The following is a 16,818-nucleotide window of genomic DNA, read 5'->3' as shown; positions in this document are numbered from 1 at the left end:
GGGCCTGCCGTCCCGTCTCCCGCTCTTGAGGCCTCTGATCACCCCCCGCCATACTGCGTGATCCGGGGGGATTGACGTGCAGGTGTACGAATCTTCCCCCGGCCGGGTGAACGGGGAATTCGCCCGGTACCTCATCTCCAGGGGGAGATCTTGCGCAGACAAGTGAAGAGAGCCGCCGCGGCCACCGTGGCCACCGCCGCGGCCGTCGCCCTCGCAGCGGGTATGACCAGCCCGGCGTCGGCGAACCAGGGCCGGCGGATTCCGGCCGCCGCCGCCGCCCCGTCCACCGCCCGGCACCACGTCACCCTGATCACCGGTGACCGCGTGAGCCTCGACGGCAAGGGCCGGATCGTCGGCCTGCGACGGGCCGAGGGGCGCGAGCACATACCGTTCCAGGTCCGCAAGGCCCACGGACACACCCTGGTCGTCCCCGCCGACGCGGCCCGCCTGGTCGCCTCCGGCACGCTGGACCAGCGGCTGTTCGACATCACCGAGCTGAACCGCGCGGCCAACCGCAAGGCCCAGAAGAACGGCCTGAAGGTCATCGTCGGCTACCGCGGCACCGCCACCGCCGCCAGGACCGACGTCCGCGACGCGGGCCACCTGCGCCGCACTCTCAAGGCGCTGAACGCGGACGCCGTGCAGACCCCGGCCCGGGACACCAGGGGGCTGTGGGCCGCGGTCACCGACGGGGACCGGGCCGCCTCCGGCATCGCGCACGTCTGGCTCGACGGCGTCCGCAAGGCGTCCCTGGACAAGTCCGTGCCGCAGATCGGCGCCCCGACCGCGTGGGCCGCCGGCTACACCGGCAAGGGCGTGAAGGTCGCCGTCCTGGACACCGGTGTGGACACCACCCACCCGGACCTCAAGGACCAGGTGAAGGAGTCCAGGAACTTCACGCAGGCCGCCGACGCCACCGACCACTTCGGGCACGGCACGCACGTCGCGTCCATCGTGGCGGGCACCGGAGCCAAGTCGGGCGGCAAGTACAAGGGCGTCGCACCGGACGCCGAGATCCTCAACGGCAAGGTGCTGGACGACTCCGGCTACGGTGACGACTCCGGCATCATCGCCGGCATGGAGTGGGCGGCCGCGCAGGGCGCCTCCGTCGTCAACCTCAGCCTGGGCGGCTTCGACACCCCCGAGGTGGACCCGCTCGAGGCCGAGGTCGACAAGCTCTCCGCCGAGAAGGGCATCCTGTTCGCGATCGCCGCGGGCAACGAGGGCCCCCAGTCGATCGGTTCGCCGGGCAGCGCGGACGCCGCGCTCACCGTCGGCGCCGTCGACGACAAGGACAAGCTGGCGGACTTCTCCTCCACCGGCCCGCGGATCGGCGACGGCGCCATCAAGCCGGACGTCACCGCGCCCGGCGTCGACATCACCGCGGCGGCGGCCAAGGGCAGCGTCATCGACCGGGAGGTCGGCGAGAAGCCCGAGGGCTACCTGACCATCTCCGGCACCTCGATGGCCACCCCGCACGTCGCCGGCGCCGCCGCCATCCTGAAGCAGGAGCACCCCGACTGGGGTTACGCCGAGCTGAAGGCCGCGCTCACCGGCTCCGCAAAGGGCGGCAATTACACCCCCTTCGAGCAGGGTTCGGGCCGGATCGCGGTCGACCGCGTGATCAAGCAGTCCGTCGTCGCCGAGCCCGTCTCGGTCGGCTTCGGCACCCAGGCCTGGCCGCACACCGACGACAAGCCGGTCACCAAGCGGCTGACGTACCGCAACCTCGGGGACGAGGCCGTCACCCTCGACCTGACCAGCACCGCCACCGACCCCAAGGGCCACGCCGCCCCGGCCGGCTTCTTCAAGCTGGACGCGACCCGGGTGACCGTCCCGGCGCACGGCACGGCCTCGGTCGGCCTCACCGCCGACACCAGGCTGGGCGGCACCGTCGACGGCTCCTACTCCGCCTACGTGACCGCGACCGGCGGCGGGCAGAGCGTCCGCACGGCCGCCGCGGTGCAGCGCGAGACGGAGTCGTACGACGTGACGCTGAAGTTCATCGGCCGCGACGGCAAGCCGGCCCCGTACTACAGCGCCGACCTGACCGGCGTGTCGGGCCTGGCCCGCGGCCAGTTCCTGAACCCGTACGACAAGTCCGGCACCGTGAAGGTGCGCGCGCCCAAGGGCACGTACGTCCTCAACAGCGGTGTCGTCGCCGACCCCGCGAACGCCGCCAAGGGCATCGACTGGATCGCCCAGCCGAAGCTGACCGTCACCAAGAAGCAGACGGTCACCGTCGACGCGCGCAAGACCAAGCCGGTGGACATCACCGTGCCTGCGTCCGGCGCCCGGTCCGAGTTCGCCGCCACGGAGTTCGACGTCACCGTCGGCGACGGCCAGTACGGCTACGGCTGGCTGCTCGGCTCGTACAAGAACTTCCGCACCGCGGCCCTCGGCCCGCGGCCCGCCTCCGGCACCCTGTTCCAGCAGTGGGACGGCCACTGGTCGAAGGGCCAGACGCAGGAGTACGCCACCGTCTCCGGCGGCCCGGTCAGGCAGTTCGCCACCGGTTACACCAAGCACTACAAGGCGGCCGACCTGGCCACGGTCAAGGCCCGGCTCGGCGCCGCCGCGAGCGGCAAGACGGGCTCCGTGGGCGCGCTCGGCTCGCTGCCCGGCAGCAGCAGCGGCTCCTCCATCAGCCTCCAGCGCAAGCTGCCCGCCACGCACACCCTGCACCTGTCCGCCAGGGGCGGCGTGCGGTGGCAGCTGGAGTTCGAGCAGGACGGCGGGGTCGACCAGGACGGCTTCCCGGTCTCCGACGTCGCCTACTCGTCGCGCCCGTGGTCGTTCAAGGCGGGCAAGACGTACACCAGAACCATGAACACGGCCGTCTTCGCCCCGCGCGTCGGCGGTGACCTCGGTGTCTTCCGGGAGGGCAACGAGATCTACGGCTCGCTGCCGCTGTTCGCCGACGGCTCAGGGAACACCGGCTACTCGGTGCTCTCCTCGGCGCGCACGACCCTGTACCGCGACGGCGTCAAGATCGGCTCCAACCACGACCCGCTGTACGGCGACGAGACCTTCCAGGTCCCGGCCGGTGACGCCGCCTACCGGCTGACCACCTCGGTCAGGCGTCCGGCCACGGTCGCGAAGGCCTCCTCGCGGATCGACGCGAGCTGGACCTTCCGCTCGAAGAAGCCGGCCGACGGCTTCGCCCGGCTCCCCGTGTCGGCGCTGCACTTCGGCGCGAAGACCGGCCTGGACAGCCGCGTCGAGGCCGGGCGGAAGGCCACCTTCCCGGTGACCGTCGAGGGCTCGGCCGCGGGCCGCAACCTGAAGTCCCTGAAGGTGTACGTCTCCTACGACGGCAAGACCTTCAAGGCCACCCAGGTCCGCGGAGGCAAGATCACCGTGAAGAACCCGGCGAAGAACAAGTCCGTCTCCTTCCGCGCCAAGATCACCGACAAGAGGGGCAACACCTCGCTGATCACCGTCTACGACGCCTACTACGGCAAGTGAGCGGCGGGCAGCGGTTCTGAGGTCCAGCGAGCGGGGGCGTGCCGGGAACACCTTCCGGCACGCCCCCGCGCCGTGTCGCCGGCGCCTGTCCGGCCCGGTCCGGACGGCAGACCCGTGACCGGTCCGGCCGGTCAGGCCGACGGCACCGCGCGGGCCGCGTCCGTGCCCCAGCTCGCCAGCAGCCGCAGCGACTGCGCGGACGGGGAGTCCGGCTCGGCGTGGTAGGTGATGAGCGCCTGGTCGCCGTCGTCCGCCAGCCGGAACGTCTCGAAACTCAGGGCCAGCTCACCCACCAGCGGATGCAGCAGGCGCTTGACGCCGTAGCCCTTCTCCTTGACGTCGTGCGTGGCCCACAGCCTGCGGAACTCCGCGCTCTTCACCGACAGTTCGCCGACCAGGGCGGACAGCCGCGGGTCGTCCGGATAGCAGCCCGCGTCCATGCGCAGGGCGCAGACGATGTCGATCGCCTTCTGCTCCCAGTCGATGAACAGGTCCCGGTAGTCGGGGCGCAGGAACACCATCCGGGCCCAGTTGCGCTCGGCGGGCGCGAGTTCGGCCCAGTCGCCGAAGACCGCGGCCGCCATCCGGTTCCAGGCGAGGATCTCCGAGCGCCGCCCGACCACGTACGCGGGGACGCCCTCCATCGAGTCCAGCAACTGGCGCAGCGCCGCCCGCACCTGCTGCTGCCGGGCCGCCGGCTTCTTCTTGTGCGCGGTCGGCTTGGCCAGGTGGGTGAGGTGGGCATGCTCGGCGTCCGTAAGGCGCAGGGCCCGGGCGATGGAGTCAAGCACCTCCGCCGAGACGTTCCGCCCGTTGCCCTGCTCCAGCCGGGTGTAGTACGCCACCGACACACCGGCGAGCTGGGCGAGCTCCTCGCGGCGCAGCCCCGGCACCCTGCGGCGCCGGCCGAAGTCGGGCAGTCCCACGTCCTCCGGCTGCAGCCGGGCCCGCCGGCTGCGCAGGAACTCGCTCAGCTCGGCCCACCGGTCCAGGGGCGGTCCGGCGGCGGCTTCCGGCTGTACGTCCATACGGCCAAGTATCCGTGGTGCCGCCCGGTCGTACGCCGGTCAGCCTGTCCCCGCCAGTGGTAGGCACGGTGGTCGTACGAAAAAGCGTGACCTGGGTGATTCGCTGGACATGGGGCACGCTGGAAGACGTACCTGGCCGGAAGGCGACCGGGCACCCAGAGTCTGCTAGGAGATCCCCCCATGACCACTGTTGCCGCCTATGCCGCGCCCGCCGCGAAGGCTCCACTGGAGCGCACCACCATCGAGCGGCGTCCGGTCGGCGAGTCCGATGTCCTGATCGACATCAAGTTCGCCGGCATCTGCCACTCCGACATCCACCAGGCCCGTGAGGGCTGGGGCGAGGCGATCTTCCCGATGGTCCCCGGGCACGAGATCGCGGGAGTGGTGTCCGAGGTCGGCCCGGGCGTGACGAAGTTCGCCGTGGGCGACCGGGTGGGCGTCGGCTGCATGGTCGACTCCTGCCGCGAGTGCGACAACTGCAAGGCCGGCCTGCAGCAGTACTGCGACCGCGGCCCGACCTGGACCTACAATTCCGTCGGCAGGGACGGCGAGCCGACCTACGGCGGCTACTCGGAGAAGATCGTGGTCGACGAGAACTACGTCGTCCGCATCCCCGAGGGGCTGTCCCTGGACGTGGCCGCCCCGCTGCTGTGCGCCGGCATCACCACGTACTCCCCGCTCAAGCGCTGGAACGCGGGCCCCGGCAAGCGGGTCGCCGTCGTCGGCCTCGGCGGCCTCGGCCACATGGGCGTCAAGATCGCGCACGCGATGGGCGCCGAGGTCACCGTGCTGTCCCAGTCCCTGCGCAAGAAGGACGACGGCCTGAAGCTGGGCGCCGACCACTACTACGCGACCAGCGACCCGGCGACCTTCGAGAACCTGAAGGGCACCTTCGACGTCATCCTCAACACCGTCTCCGCCCCGCTCGACTTCGGCGCCTACCTGTCGCTGCTGCGCACCGGCGGCGCGATGGTCAACGTCGGCCTGCCCGAGGAGCCGGTCCACGTGGCCCTGTCCTCGCTCTTCGGCAACCTGCGCAACCTGACCACCTCCAACATCGGCGGCATCCCCGAGACCCAGGAGATGCTGGACTTCTGCGCCGAGCACAGCCTGGGCGCGGAGATCGAGCTGATCGGCGCGGCCGAGATCAACGACGCCTACGAGCGGGTGGTGGCCAGCGACGTGCGCTACCGCTTCGTGATCGACACGGCCACCATCTGACCGTCGCGTCCGTCGCGTCCGTCGCGTCCGTCGCGTCCGTCGCGTCCGGCGGGTCCGGCGGGTCCGGCGGGTCCGGCGTGTTCGACGGGTCCGGGGCCCCGACGGCCCCGGACCCGTCGGTCTGCCGGTCTGCGGTCCGTCGGTTCGTCGGTTCGCAGGTCCGCTGGTCCGTCGGTTCCCTGGTCTGCCGGTTCGTCGGTCGGCCGTCGTCGGTCCGTCGGTTCGCCGGTCTGCCGGTCCGTCCGTCTGCCGGTCCGTCGGCCGGCTCAGGTGAGGTCGAAGCTCTCCCCGTCGGCGTACGAGCGCACGCTCACGCCGTCTGCGCCGGGCCGTACGACGTGCGCCCGCCCGAGCCCTTCGACCCGGGCAGCCGGCCCGGCCACCTCCACCAGGGTGTTCTCGTCGACGGCGACGCCGTAGGGCACGTCCCCGTGCGCCACCGACGTCACCAGCCGCGCCAGCGTCCCCCACTGGGCGGCGTGCACGTCCACCGCGAACGGCACCAACCCAAGCCCCGGCCGCACCGCGACCTCCGCCAGGTCCTCCGCCGTGTCCTCGGGGCACACGGGAACCCCGTCCACCAGCCAGCCGCCGACCACCGCCCGCCGGGCGGCGACGGCGGCACCCGCGGAGAACCCCGCGTAGGGCACCCGGCGCTCGGCGAGCAGCCGCGCCAGCCGGCCCGCGCAGCCGGCGAACGCCTCCTGGTAGGCGGGCGTCAGCCCACCGCACACCAGCAGTCCGTCGGCGCCCTCCAAGGCGCTCTCCGGATCCAGACGCCCGCCGAGCGGGACCAGCACAGGCACGGGCGCGCACGCGGCCCCGCTCTTGCCCAGAGCCTGCGCGAACCGGTCGAACTGTGCCGGTCCGTCGCCCTCGTCCAGCACCACACAGGAAATCCGGGGCACGCCGCCGGCGCGTTCCGCGGCCGCCCGCACGAACGGCGCGTACACCTCCGCCCGGTCCCAGCCGCCACCGATGAGAAACGTACGACCGTCCATCCGGCCCCCCTTCGTTCACGCGCCCTCACACGACTCGCCGTCCTGGGACCGCTCGTCTGCTCGGCTGCTCGTCTTCGTCTCGTTCTCGTGCGAGGGGCGAATGTACGGGGTCGGGGCCGATGCCGTCGCCCGAAAAAGCGGGCGGGATCAGTCCGCGGCCGCCACCGTGTGGGCCACCGTGTCGCGCACCTGGCAGAAGTGGCGTGCCATGCTGTCGCCCCGGTAGCGCCAGGGCAGCGCGTTGACGTGGCCGTCGACCCGTCCGGGCCGGTCAGCTGTGCCGGTCAGCCGGGCAGGCCCGCCGGGCTGCCGCCGGCCGCCTCGTACCCGGCCACTGCCAGCGCCCGGTGGGCGGCGAAGGCGGCGGCCGGGTCGGCGGACAGGATCCAGGGCAGCGCGCCGACATGGCCGTCGACGTGCGCGAGCTGGTCCATTGCCTCCGGCCAGCGCTCGGCCCGGACCAGGAAGAACAGCAGCAGATGGCGGACGTGCGCGAGCACCGGGTCGTCGGGGCGGGCGGTGTGCGCCGCGTGCAGCGCGCCCTGCATCGCCCGGGTGACCACCTCGCTCTGGTAGAAGCTGCGGACCAGGTTCACCTCGGGAAGGTGCTCGAAGACCGCGAACAGCGGCAGCGCGGCCAGCAGCGAACCCTCGGGCGCGCGGGCCGCGGCGCTCTCGGCGAACGCGTAGGCCTCCTCGCGGGAGCCGTGCCACTTCTCGCACCAGTAGTGCAGCGCGGCCAGGTGCGCGCCCATGTGGTGCGGGGCGCGGTCCAGGACGTCCAGCCAGAGCTTCTCGAACTCCGGCCGCGGACAGCTGAGGCCCCGTGCCGCGGACAGCTCGACGATGTAGGGGACCGGGTCGCCGGGGGCGAGCAGCGCCGCCTCGCCGCAGGCCTGCCGGGCCTCCTCCATGATGATCCGGAAGTCGTCCGTGCCCGGCGTCGACGTCCGCCACGCCTGCTGCGCCAGGAACTCGGCGTGCACCGCCGCGCCGCCGGCGTCCTTGGGGCGCTCCGCCCGCCACACCCGCAGCCACTGCCCGCCCGGCGTCTCGTGCACCCCGCCCGGGCGCTGCCCCAGCTCCAGCGCCGCCGCGCCGGCGAAGGCCTGCACCCGCTGCCAGCGCGCCTCGTCCTGCGCCGGGGTGCCGGCCAGGAGCTGGGCGGCGGGGCGGTAGTCCTGGGTGCGCTGCACCAGGTCGAGCACGTCCAGCAGGTCCTTGTCCGGGCCGGGCATCCGCACGTCCAGCTCCTGCTCCGGCACGAAGCCGTAGGCCGCCACGCGCGCGCCGTCCGGCAGGGCCGCCGGACCCCGCCCGGCCGCGCCGCGCCTGCGCCGCAGGGCCGGGAGCAGCACGAAGGACAGCAGGACCAGCGCCACGAGCAGCCAGAGAATCGCCATGCCTCAAGCGAACCAGACGCCGCCGCCGATTGGCCAACCCCGACCGCCGGACCTGTGGAAAACCCGCGCCCCGCAGGGGTGGCGCCCCGGGGCCGCCAGGCTCCCGGGCCGGTAGGACGTCACCATCCGGCCGAGCGCACTACGCTCGGTGCACATGAGCGACAGGCACATCAGTCAGCACTTCGAGACCCTCGCGATCCACGCGGGCAACACCGCGGATCCCCTCACCGGCGCGGTCGTCCCGCCGATCTACCAGGTCTCGACCTACAAGCAGGACGGCGTCGGCGGTCTGCGCGGCGGCTACGAGTACAGCCGCAGCGCCAACCCGACCAGGACGGCCCTCGAGGAGAACCTCGCCGCGCTGGAGGGCGGCCGGCGCGGTCTCGCGTTCGCGTCCGGCCTGGCGGCCGAGGACACCCTGCTGCGCACGCTGCTCAGCCCGGGCGACCACGTGGTGATCCCCAACGACGCCTACGGCGGCACCTTCCGCCTCTTCGCCAAGGTCGTCACCCGCTGGGGCGTGGAGTGGTCCATCGCCGACACCAGCGACCCGGCCGCCGTGCGCGCCGCGATGACGCCGAAGACCAAGGTGGTCTGGGTGGAGACCCCCTCCAACCCGCTGCTCGGCATCACCGACATCGCCGCCGTCGCCCAGGTCGCGCACGACGCGGGCGCGCGGCTCGTCGTCGACAACACCTTCGCCACGCCCTACCTCCAGCAGCCGCTGTCGCTCGGGGCCGACGTCGTGGTGCACTCGCTGACCAAGTACATGGGCGGCCACTCGGACGTCGTCGGCGGCGCGCTGATCGTCTCCGACCAGGCGCTGGGCGAGGAGCTGACCTACCACCAGAACGCGATGGGCGCCGTCGCCGGCCCCTTCGACTCCTGGCTGGTGCTGCGCGGCACCAAGACCCTCGCGGTGCGCATGGACCGGCACAGCGAGAACGCCACGCGGATCGCCGACATGCTGACCCGGCACGCGCGCGTGAGCAGCGTGCTCTACCCGGGCCTGCCCGAGCACCCCGGGCACGAGGTGGCCGCCAAGCAGATGAAGGCGTTCGGCGGCATGGTGTCCTTCCGGGTCGAGGGCGGCGAGGAGGCGGCCGTCGAGGTGTGCAACCGCGCCAAGGTCTTCACCCTCGGCGAGTCTCTCGGCGGCGTCGAGTCGCTGATCGAGCACCCCGGCCGGATGACCCATGCCTCCGCGGCCGGCTCCGCCCTCGAGGTGCCGGCCGACCTGGTGCGCCTGTCCGTCGGCATCGAGAACGTCGACGACCTGCTCGAGGACCTGCAGCAGGCCCTCGGCTGACAGCGGGCCCCTGGCCGGCAGCGGGTCCTCGGCCGGCAGCGGGCCCTCAGCCGCGGGCGGGTCGGCCGCCGCCGCGGCCCGCCCGTCCGGCTCACCAGCCGGTGAGCGGTGGAGTCGTCTGCGAGGGCGGCTCCACCCACGGCTGGGTGCGCACCGCCCACACGGTGAACGCCACCACGGCAGCGCACAGCAGCAGCCACAGCAGGCGGTGCGCGAGAAGCCTGCGCCGCAGCAGGCGGCTGCCGCGGCGGACGGCCTCGGCGTGCAGGTCGGGCGGCACCGGCACCGGGACCTGCTCCAGGATCCGGCGCACCGCCGCCTCCCGCTGGGCCCGGTTCACCGGTGCCTCCCGCCCGGCCGCCGCCTCACGAGGACGCCGCCTTCGCGCCCGCCACGCGCGGTGCCGGCCTGCGCGCCGGATGCAGCACGGTGGCCGTCGCGCGGTCGCAGATGGCGTGCACCCGTTCCACGGGCAGGCCCAGCAGGGCCGCCGTCTGCTCCTCCGCCACCCCCTCGAACATCCGCAGCACCAGGATCAGCCGTTCCTGCGGCGCCAGTTCGGCCAGCGGGCTGCGCGGATGCGGACGGCCCCGGCCCACGGCGCCGTAGTGCCGCCAGGCCTCGTGCGCGAACCGGGTGGCCAGGTACTGCCGGGCGCATTCGTAGGGGTCCTCGCCGCGCAGCCGGTGCCAGCGGGCGTAGGTGTGGGCCAGCGCCGGGGCCAGCAGCCTCCGCGCGCGCGGAGCGTCGTTCGGGGCCTCGCCGGTGAGGAGAGTGGCGGCATGCAGCAGCCGTCCCGCCGCGCCCGCGACGAACGCCTCGAATTCCCGGGCCCGGCGGGCATCGCGGGACGCCTGCCGATCACGCACCGCGCCTCCCCCCTGAGGGGGTCCTGTCCGGTACGGGACGGGCGGACCGCGTACCACGCAGGCCCCGGTCTCATATGAGGCCAGCGGCGGCCCGGGGTCAAGACTCGGGACCGCAACCGTGCCGGGCGAGGTCCGTCAGGAAGCGGGCGTCCGCTCGGCCGCCGGCACCGGCTGGACCGTCGTCCGGGCGGAGAGAGCGGTGTTGAAGCGCGTGAGGAGCGCGCAGAACTGCTCGCGCTCCTCCGGCGCCCAGTCGTGTGTCAGCTCGGCCATCAACTGACGTCTCGACGAACGTACTTCCTCCAGCCGGGCGGCCCCGCGCGGGGAGAGCTGGAGCACCACGGCCCGCCCGTCCTCCGGGTGCGAGGTGCGCTTGACGAGGCCCGTGTCGACCAGCGGGGCCACCTGCCGGGTGACCGTGGAGGAGTCGATCCCCATGCTCCCGGCGAGTGCCTTGACACCCATCGGACCCTCGCTGTCGAGACGGTTGAGCAGCAGGTAGGCGGCGCGGTCCATGGTGTTGCGCACCTGCCCGACGCCGCCGAGCCGGGTCTGTTCGGCACGCCGGGCGAACACCGCCACCTCGTGCTGGAGGGTTTCGAGGAGACCGGTGTCACCGACGGTCGTCATGTCCATCGACATTTCAGGTGTTGTGGGCATGGCCGGAGGCTCGCTTCATGAGGGCTGCTGGGTTGGGGGACAGGGTACGCGGCCCGGGCGTGAGCCGTACCGGCGCTGTGCAAACCCGGTCTCGGAGGTTGGTCACACCCGTCACACGCGACCGTTGACTGCGAGACTTGAGACATGAGCTACCGCACGGCCGGTTCCTTGCGCTCCGTCACCCTCGACGACGTGCGCGGGGCCCAGAAGATGCTCTCGGGCGTGGCGCGGGTGACCGCGATGGAGGGCAGCCGGCACCTGTCCCGGCTGGTCGGTGCGCCGGTGCACCTCAAGTGCGAGAACCTGCAGCGCACGGGCTCGTTCAAGCTGCGCGGCGCCTACGTCCGGATCGCCGGGCTGCTGCCGGAGGAACGGGCCGCCGGGGTGGTGGCGGCGAGCGCCGGCAACCACGCGCAGGGCGTCGCCCTGGCCTCCGCGCTGCTGGGGGTGCACGCGACCGTCTTCATGCCGAAGGGCGCCCCGCTGCCCAAGATCAGCGCGACCCGCGAGTACGGCGCCGAGGTGAGGCTGCATGGTCAGGTGGTCGACGAGACCCTGGCCGCCGCACAGGAGTACGCGGCCGCCACCGGCGCGGTGTTCATCCACCCCTTCGACCATCCCGACGTCATCGCCGGGCAGGGCACGGTCGGCCTGGAGATCCTGGAGCAGTGCCCGGAGGTGCGCACGATCATCGTCGGCATCGGCGGCGGCGGGCTCGCGGCCGGCATCGCGGTGGCGGTGAAGGCGCTGCGGCCGGAGGTCCGGATCGTCGGTGTGCAGGCGGCGGGCGCCGCGGCCTACCCGCCCTCGCTCGCCGCCGGCCGTCCGGTGTCGGTGCTGAACCCCACCACGATGGCCGACGGCATCAAGGTGGGCCGCCCCGGCGTGGTGCCGTTCGGGATCATCGAGGAACTGGTGGACGAGGTCCGCACGGTCGGCGAGGACCAGTTGTCGGCGGCGCTGCTGCTGTGCCTGGAGCGGGCCAAGCTGGTCGTCGAGCCGGCCGGGGCCAGCCCGGTCGCGGCCCTGCTGGCCGACCCCGGCGCCTTCGCCGGACCGGTCGTCGCCGTGCTGTCCGGCGGCAACGTCGACCCGGTGCTGATGCAGCGCGTGCTGCGGCACGGCATGGCCGCGCAGGGCCGCTACCTGGCGGTCCGGCTGCGGCTGACGGACCGCCCGGGCGCGCTCGCCACGCTCCTCGGCGTGCTGTCCGCGGTCGACGCCAACGTCCTCGACGTGAGTCACGTGCGGACCGATCCCCGGCTCGGTCTCACGGAGGCCGAGGTGGAGCTGCACCTGGAGACGATGGGCCCGGTGCACTGCGTCGAGGTCGGCCAGGCGCTGCGCGAGGCGGGCTACACGGTCATCGACTGAGGCGCGCGGCCCGGACGGGCGGCGCGCGAGGCCGGCGGGACATCCCGGTGCCACTCGTCCGGGTGAATCCATTGGCGGACACGATACATCGCGTTATGGTGTGTCGTGCCGCTCGCGATGTCCGTACCGACGCGGACGCCCCGGGACGAGACCGCCGGCGGAAAACCGAAGGCGGCGGCGAGCACGCGAACCTAGCCTTTCCGAAGCATCCCCGACGACGTGGAGACCACATGCCAGGCGCCATCTATGCCGAAGGTCTGGTGAAGACCTTCGGCGACGTAAGGGCACTGGACGGCGTAGACCTCGATGTCCCCGAGGGCACCGTCCTCGGCCTGCTCGGGCCGAACGGCGCCGGCAAGACGACGGCGGTCCGCTGCCTGACGACCCTGCTGCGACCCGACAGCGGCCGGGCCGTCGTGGCGGGCGTCGACGTCCTCAGACACCCCGACGCCGTGCGCCGCTCCATCGGCCTGTCCGGCCAGTTCGCCGCGGTCGACGAGTACCTGACCGGCCGGGAGAACCTGCAGATGGTCGGTCAGCTCTACCAGATGAGGGCCAGAGCGGCCCGGCAGCGCGCGGTCGAGCTGCTGGAGCAGTTCCATCTCACGGACGCCGCCGACCGCCCCGCCAAGACCTACTCCGGAGGCATGCGCCGCCGGCTCGACCTCGCCGCCGCCCTGGTGGTCTCCCCGCCCGTGATGTTCATGGACGAGCCGACCACCGGACTCGACCCGCGCAACCGGCAGCAGCTCTGGGAGGTCATCAAGCAGCTCGTCTCCGGCGGCACCACCCTGCTGCTGACCACGCAGTACCTGGAGGAGGCCGACCACCTCGCCCACGACATAGCGGTCGTCGACCACGGCCGGGTCATCGCCAAGGGCACCTCCGACCAGCTCAAGGCCCGCACCGGCGGCGAGCGGGTCGAGGTCGTGGTGCACGAACGGGAGCACATCGGCACCGCCGCCGAGGTGCTGCGCGGCTTCGGCAAGGGCGAGACCACGGTCGAGGAGCACACCCGCAAGCTCACGGTCCCGGTCACCGGCGGCGCCAAGCTGCTCGCCGAGGTCATCCGGGAGCTGGACTCCCGCGGGATCGAGATGGACGACATCGGACTGCGCCGCCCCACCCTCGACGACGTCTTCCTCTCCCTGACCGGACACGTGGCCGAGGCCGAGGAGTCCGCGGGCAGCGGTGTCGGCGAGGGCGGCAAGGCGAGCAAGGTCAGCAAGGGCGCCAAGGGCGAGGAGAGTGTGAAATGAGTGCCGTGACCGAAGCCGCGCCCCTCGCGGCCCCCGGCAACCCCGTCGGCCGGTCCGTCCGCGACTCGCTGATCGTCGCCAAACGCAACCTGATCCGCATGTGCCGGATCCCCGAGATGGTCATCTTCGGGCTGATCCAGCCGATCATGTTCGTGGTGCTGTTCACCTACGTGTTCGGCGGTTCGATCCAGGTCGGCGGTTCCAGCTCCACGCAGGCCTACCGCGAGTTCCTGATGGCGGGCATCTTCGCCCAGACCGTCACGTTCGCCACGGCGGGCGCGGGCGCGGGCATCGCCGACGACATGCACAAAGGCCTCATCGACCGTTTCCGCTCGCTGCCCATGGCGCGCGGCGCGGTGCTGACCGGGCGGACCCTCGCGGACCTGGTCCAGACAGCGCTCACGCTGCTCGTCCTCGCCCTGGTGGCGCTGCTGGTCGGCTGGCGCACGCACGAGAACATCGGCAAGGTGCTCGCCGGGTTCGGGCTGCTCCTGCTGCTCGGGTACGCGTTCTCCTGGATCGGCGCGCTCATCGGCCTCTCCGTGCGCACCCCCGAGGCGGCGACCTCGGGCGGCCTCATCTGGCTCTTCCCGCTGACGTTCATCTCGAACGCCTTCGTGGACGCGAACCAGATGCCCGCCTTCCTGCGGCACATCGCGGAGTGGAACCCCTTCAGCGCCACCGTGCAGGCGTGCCGCGAGCTGTTCGGCAACCTGCCGCCGGGGTTCCAGACCCCGGACGCCTGGCCCATGCAGCACCCTGTGTGGGCCTCGCTGATCTGGTCGGTGCTGATCACCGTGGCATTCCGCACCCTCGCGGTCCGCAAGTACCGCTCGGCCACCGCGTGAGACCGGCCGGCCGGTGAGGGCGTGAAGACGCCCCCGGTGTCCTGGGACGCCGGGGGCGCGGCTCGAACCTGGTCCGGCGAGCGGGTCAGCCCGAGTACGGCTCGGCCTTCAGGATGCGCACCGAGGCCTTCTTGCCGTTCGGCAGCTCGTACTCCGCGTCCTCGCCGACCTTGTGGCCCATGACGCCGGCGCCGAGCGGCGACTGCGGGGAGTACGTCTCGACGTCGGCGCTCGCGTACTCGCGGGAGGCGAGCAGGAACGTCATGGTGTCGTCCTCGTCGCCGTCGAAGGCGATCGTGACGACCATGCCCGGCGCGACGGCACCGTCCGCGGAAGCCGGAGCCTCGCCGACCTGGGCGTTCTCCAGGAGCTGGGTCAGCTGGCGCACACGGAGCTCCTGCTTGCCCTGCTCCTCCTTGGCCGCGTGGTACCCGCCGTTCTCGCGCAGGTCTCCCTCCTCGCGCGCGGCGGCGATCTTGGCGGCGATCTCCGTGCGCGCAGGACCAGTAAGGTACTCAAGCTCGTCCTTGAGCTTGTTGTACGCCTCCTGGGTCAGCCAGGTGACGTTCTCGCTGGTCTGGGTCACAGGGTGCTCCTCGTCGGTACTGGGGAAATACAAAGCATCGCCCTACCCAGAAGAATGTTCCCTCTTGGATGGGCGAAACCACGAGCCTAACAATTCAACGGCGGAAGGGGGAGGACATAAGCCATCAGAATCGCGTCGGAGCAGGTCACGGCCTGCGCCCGGTCAGTCGGCGTGGCAGCCGAGCAGCTCGGCCGTCGTCCCCCTGGCCGTCGTACGGAGCGTGACGACCTTGTCGATGCGCGTGTCCCGGCCGCTGAAGCGGAAGTCGGCCCGGCCGACCTCGGCGCCCTCGGCCGACTGGGAGCGCAGGGTGCAGTAGCCCGAGGCGCCGGAGTCCTTGTGCACCTCGAGATGGACCCGGACCGCGTCGTCGGAGGCGTCGAAGGCGATCACCTGGGCGCTGATCTCGCTCTGCACGATGTAGTGGTAGGCGAAGTAGCCGATCAGGGCGAGAAGGAGCACACCCAGCACGGAGCCGGCGACCTTGAGCTTGCGGTCGGCGCGCTCGTCCGAGGAGCGGCCGTAGCGGCCCTCGGGCAGCCGCGTGCTCGCCGTGCTCATGATCGTCCTCTCCGCGGAATTAAACGCCCCCCGATTCCGTCACTATAGAAGCCTGCGATTGCGCCGAAGACACGGGGCGCCGACTTACCGAGGATTGAGTCTTGACTGACCAGCTACGACTGATGGCCGTTCACGCGCACCCCGACGACGAGTCGAGCAAGGGCGCGGCCACCATGGCGAAGTACGTGGCCGAGGGGGTGGACGTGCTGGTGGTGACCTGCACCGGCGGCGAGCGCGGGTCCATCCTCAACCCCAAGCTGCAGGGTGACGCCTACATCGAGGAACACATCCACGAGGTGCGCAGGAAGGAGATGGACGAGGCCCGGGAGATCCTCGGCGTCCGGCAGGAGTGGCTCGGCTTCGTCGACTCCGGCCTGCCCGAGGGCGACCCGCTGCCGCCGCTGCCCGAGGGCTGCTTCGCCCTGGAGGACGTCGACAAGGCGGCCGGCGAGCTGGTGAAGCAGATCCGCTCCTTCCGCCCGCAGGTGATCACCACCTACGACGAGAACGGCGGCTACCCGCACCCCGACCACATCATGACCCACAAGATCTCGATGGTGGCGTTCGAGGGCGCGGCGGACGCCGAGAAGTACCCGGAGGCCGAGTACGGCCCCGTCCACCAGCCGCAGAAGCTCTACTACAACCAGGGCTTCAACCGCCCCCGCACCGAGGCGCTGCACCACGCGATGCTCGACCGCGGCCTCGAGTCGCCCTACGGGGACTGGCTCAAGCGCTGGAAGGAGTTCGAGCGGGTCGAGCGCACGCTGACCACGCACGTCCCGTGCGCGGACTTCTTCGAGGTCCGCGACAAGGCGCTGATCGCCCACGCCACGCAGATCGACCCCGACGGCGGCTGGTTCCGGGTGCCGATGGACCTGCAGAAGGAGGTCTGGCCGACGGAGGAGTACGAACTGGCGAAGTCTCTCGTCGACACCTCCCTCCCCGAGGACGACCTCTTCGCGGGCATCCGCGACAATGCCTGACATGAGCGCAAGCCTGGCACTGACGCATCTCGTCCCCCTCGCCAAGGAGGTCGACGAGAACAAGGTCACCCCCGGCGTCCTCGGCTTCATCGTCTTCGCGGTGATGGCCGTGGCCGTGTGGGGCCTGATGAAGTCGATGAACAAGCAGATGCAGAAGGTCGACTTCAAGGAGGCCCCCGACGCCGGGGCCGAGAAGAAGGCCGAATCCAAGGCGCCGCAGGGCTGACCTGGGGAACCCGGCCCCCGCC

The 16,818-nt window shown here is 72.0% G+C and carries 16 protein-coding genes; 8 read left to right on the top strand and 8 right to left on the bottom strand.

Annotated elements, in window-relative coordinates; all coding sequences use genetic code 11:
- Nucleotides 1–162: 162 nt before the first annotated feature.
- A complete protein-coding gene (locus TNCT1_RS02075; RefSeq protein ID WP_174266110.1) occupies nucleotides 163–3,468 on the top strand; it encodes a S8 family serine peptidase in 3,306 nt (1,101 codons plus the stop codon).
- Nucleotides 3,469–3,599: 131 nt separating this feature from the next.
- Here TNCT1_RS02075 and TNCT1_RS02070 read toward each other — a convergent pair whose 3' ends face one another.
- The gene (locus TNCT1_RS02070) at nucleotides 3,600–4,496 is read right to left on the bottom strand and encodes a helix-turn-helix domain-containing protein (RefSeq protein ID WP_143627505.1); all 897 of its coding nucleotides are present in this window, start codon (nucleotides 4,494–4,496) and stop codon (nucleotides 3,600–3,602) included.
- Nucleotides 4,497–4,676: 180 nt separating this feature from the next.
- Between TNCT1_RS02070 and TNCT1_RS02065 the strand changes: the two genes are divergently transcribed.
- A complete protein-coding gene (locus TNCT1_RS02065; protein WP_143627503.1) occupies nucleotides 4,677–5,717 on the top strand; it encodes an NAD(P)-dependent alcohol dehydrogenase in 1,041 nt (346 codons plus the stop codon).
- Between the two features lie 266 nt (nucleotides 5,718–5,983).
- Here TNCT1_RS02065 and TNCT1_RS02060 read toward each other — a convergent pair whose 3' ends face one another.
- Both TNCT1_RS02060 and TNCT1_RS02055 read right to left on the bottom strand, forming a co-directional pair.
- Nucleotides 5,984–6,718 carry a hypothetical protein gene (locus TNCT1_RS02060; RefSeq protein WP_143627501.1) on the bottom strand — a complete coding sequence of 245 codons (735 nt, stop codon included), beginning with the start codon at nucleotides 6,716–6,718 and terminating at the stop codon, nucleotides 5,984–5,986.
- A 284-nt stretch (nucleotides 6,719–7,002) separates the two neighbouring features.
- Nucleotides 7,003–8,121, bottom strand: a complete 1,119-nt coding sequence (locus TNCT1_RS02055) for a hypothetical protein (RefSeq protein ID WP_143627499.1) — start codon at nucleotides 8,119–8,121, stop codon at nucleotides 7,003–7,005.
- A 154-nt stretch (nucleotides 8,122–8,275) separates the two neighbouring features.
- On the opposite strand from TNCT1_RS02055, the gene TNCT1_RS02050 reads away from it, so the two are divergent.
- Nucleotides 8,276–9,430, top strand: a complete 1,155-nt coding sequence (locus TNCT1_RS02050; RefSeq protein WP_143627497.1) for a cystathionine gamma-synthase — start codon at nucleotides 8,276–8,278, stop codon at nucleotides 9,428–9,430.
- A gap of 91 nt (nucleotides 9,431–9,521) precedes the next feature.
- Here the strand turns inward: TNCT1_RS02050 and TNCT1_RS02045 are convergent, their stop codons facing one another.
- The 3 genes from TNCT1_RS02045 to TNCT1_RS02035 all read right to left on the bottom strand — a co-directional run bounded on the left by TNCT1_RS02045 (nucleotide 9,522) and on the right by TNCT1_RS02035 (nucleotide 10,941).
- Nucleotides 9,522–9,770 carry a hypothetical protein gene (locus tag TNCT1_RS02045; protein ID WP_143627496.1) on the bottom strand — a complete coding sequence of 83 codons (249 nt, stop codon included), beginning with the start codon at nucleotides 9,768–9,770 and terminating at the stop codon, nucleotides 9,522–9,524.
- A 25-nt stretch (nucleotides 9,771–9,795) separates the two neighbouring features.
- On the bottom strand, nucleotides 9,796–10,299 hold the full coding sequence (locus TNCT1_RS02040; RefSeq protein WP_174266109.1) for a sigma factor-like helix-turn-helix DNA-binding protein: 504 nt from the start codon (nucleotides 10,297–10,299) through the stop codon (nucleotides 9,796–9,798).
- A 135-nt stretch (nucleotides 10,300–10,434) separates the two neighbouring features.
- Nucleotides 10,435–10,941 carry a MarR family winged helix-turn-helix transcriptional regulator gene (locus TNCT1_RS02035; protein WP_174266139.1) on the bottom strand — a complete coding sequence of 169 codons (507 nt, stop codon included), beginning with the start codon at nucleotides 10,939–10,941 and terminating at the stop codon, nucleotides 10,435–10,437.
- A 162-nt stretch (nucleotides 10,942–11,103) separates the two neighbouring features.
- Here TNCT1_RS02035 and ilvA point away from each other — a divergent pair, with 162 nt between their 5' ends.
- The 3 genes from ilvA to TNCT1_RS02020 all read left to right on the top strand — a co-directional run bounded on the left by ilvA (nucleotide 11,104) and on the right by TNCT1_RS02020 (nucleotide 14,440).
- On the top strand, nucleotides 11,104–12,333 hold the full coding sequence (ilvA, locus tag TNCT1_RS02030) for a threonine ammonia-lyase (protein WP_143627494.1): 1,230 nt from the start codon (nucleotides 11,104–11,106) through the stop codon (nucleotides 12,331–12,333).
- 230 nt (nucleotides 12,334–12,563) lie between these two features.
- Nucleotides 12,564–13,592, top strand: a complete 1,029-nt coding sequence (locus TNCT1_RS02025) for an ATP-binding cassette domain-containing protein (protein ID WP_143627492.1) — start codon at nucleotides 12,564–12,566, stop codon at nucleotides 13,590–13,592.
- Nucleotides 13,589–14,440 carry an ABC transporter permease gene (locus TNCT1_RS02020; RefSeq protein ID WP_143627489.1) on the top strand — a complete coding sequence of 284 codons (852 nt, stop codon included), beginning with the start codon at nucleotides 13,589–13,591 and terminating at the stop codon, nucleotides 14,438–14,440. The genes TNCT1_RS02025 and TNCT1_RS02020 overlap by 4 nt, the downstream gene beginning before the upstream one ends.
- Before the next feature lie 85 nt (nucleotides 14,441–14,525).
- Here the strand turns inward: TNCT1_RS02020 and greA are convergent, their stop codons facing one another.
- Both greA and TNCT1_RS02010 read right to left on the bottom strand, forming a co-directional pair.
- Nucleotides 14,526–15,026 (bottom strand): transcription elongation factor GreA, encoded by a 501-nt coding sequence (gene greA / locus TNCT1_RS02015; RefSeq protein ID WP_143627487.1) that lies wholly within the window; start codon nucleotides 15,024–15,026, stop codon nucleotides 14,526–14,528.
- 162 nt (nucleotides 15,027–15,188) lie between these two features.
- Entirely contained in the window at nucleotides 15,189–15,587 is a 399-nt protein-coding gene (locus TNCT1_RS02010; protein WP_143627485.1) for a DUF4307 domain-containing protein, read from the bottom strand.
- A 101-nt stretch (nucleotides 15,588–15,688) separates the two neighbouring features.
- On the opposite strand from TNCT1_RS02010, the gene mca reads away from it, so the two are divergent.
- Nucleotides 15,689–16,570, top strand: coding sequence for a mycothiol conjugate amidase Mca (gene mca, locus TNCT1_RS02005; RefSeq protein WP_143627483.1), 882 nt, complete (start codon nucleotides 15,689–15,691; stop codon nucleotides 16,568–16,570).
- A 1-nt stretch (nucleotide 16,571) separates the two neighbouring features.
- A complete protein-coding gene (locus TNCT1_RS02000; RefSeq protein WP_174266108.1) occupies nucleotides 16,572–16,796 on the top strand; it encodes a hypothetical protein in 225 nt (74 codons plus the stop codon).
- The last annotated feature ends 22 nt before the right edge of the window (nucleotides 16,797–16,818 follow it).

The sequence above is a fragment of the Streptomyces sp. 1-11 genome, assembly GCF_007176755.1.
In the GTDB taxonomy this organism is placed as follows: domain Bacteria; phylum Actinomycetota; class Actinomycetes; order Streptomycetales; family Streptomycetaceae; genus Streptomyces.
Note: the sequence above shows the minus strand (reverse complement) of the source record. Positions and strands in the feature narration are given on the sequence as shown.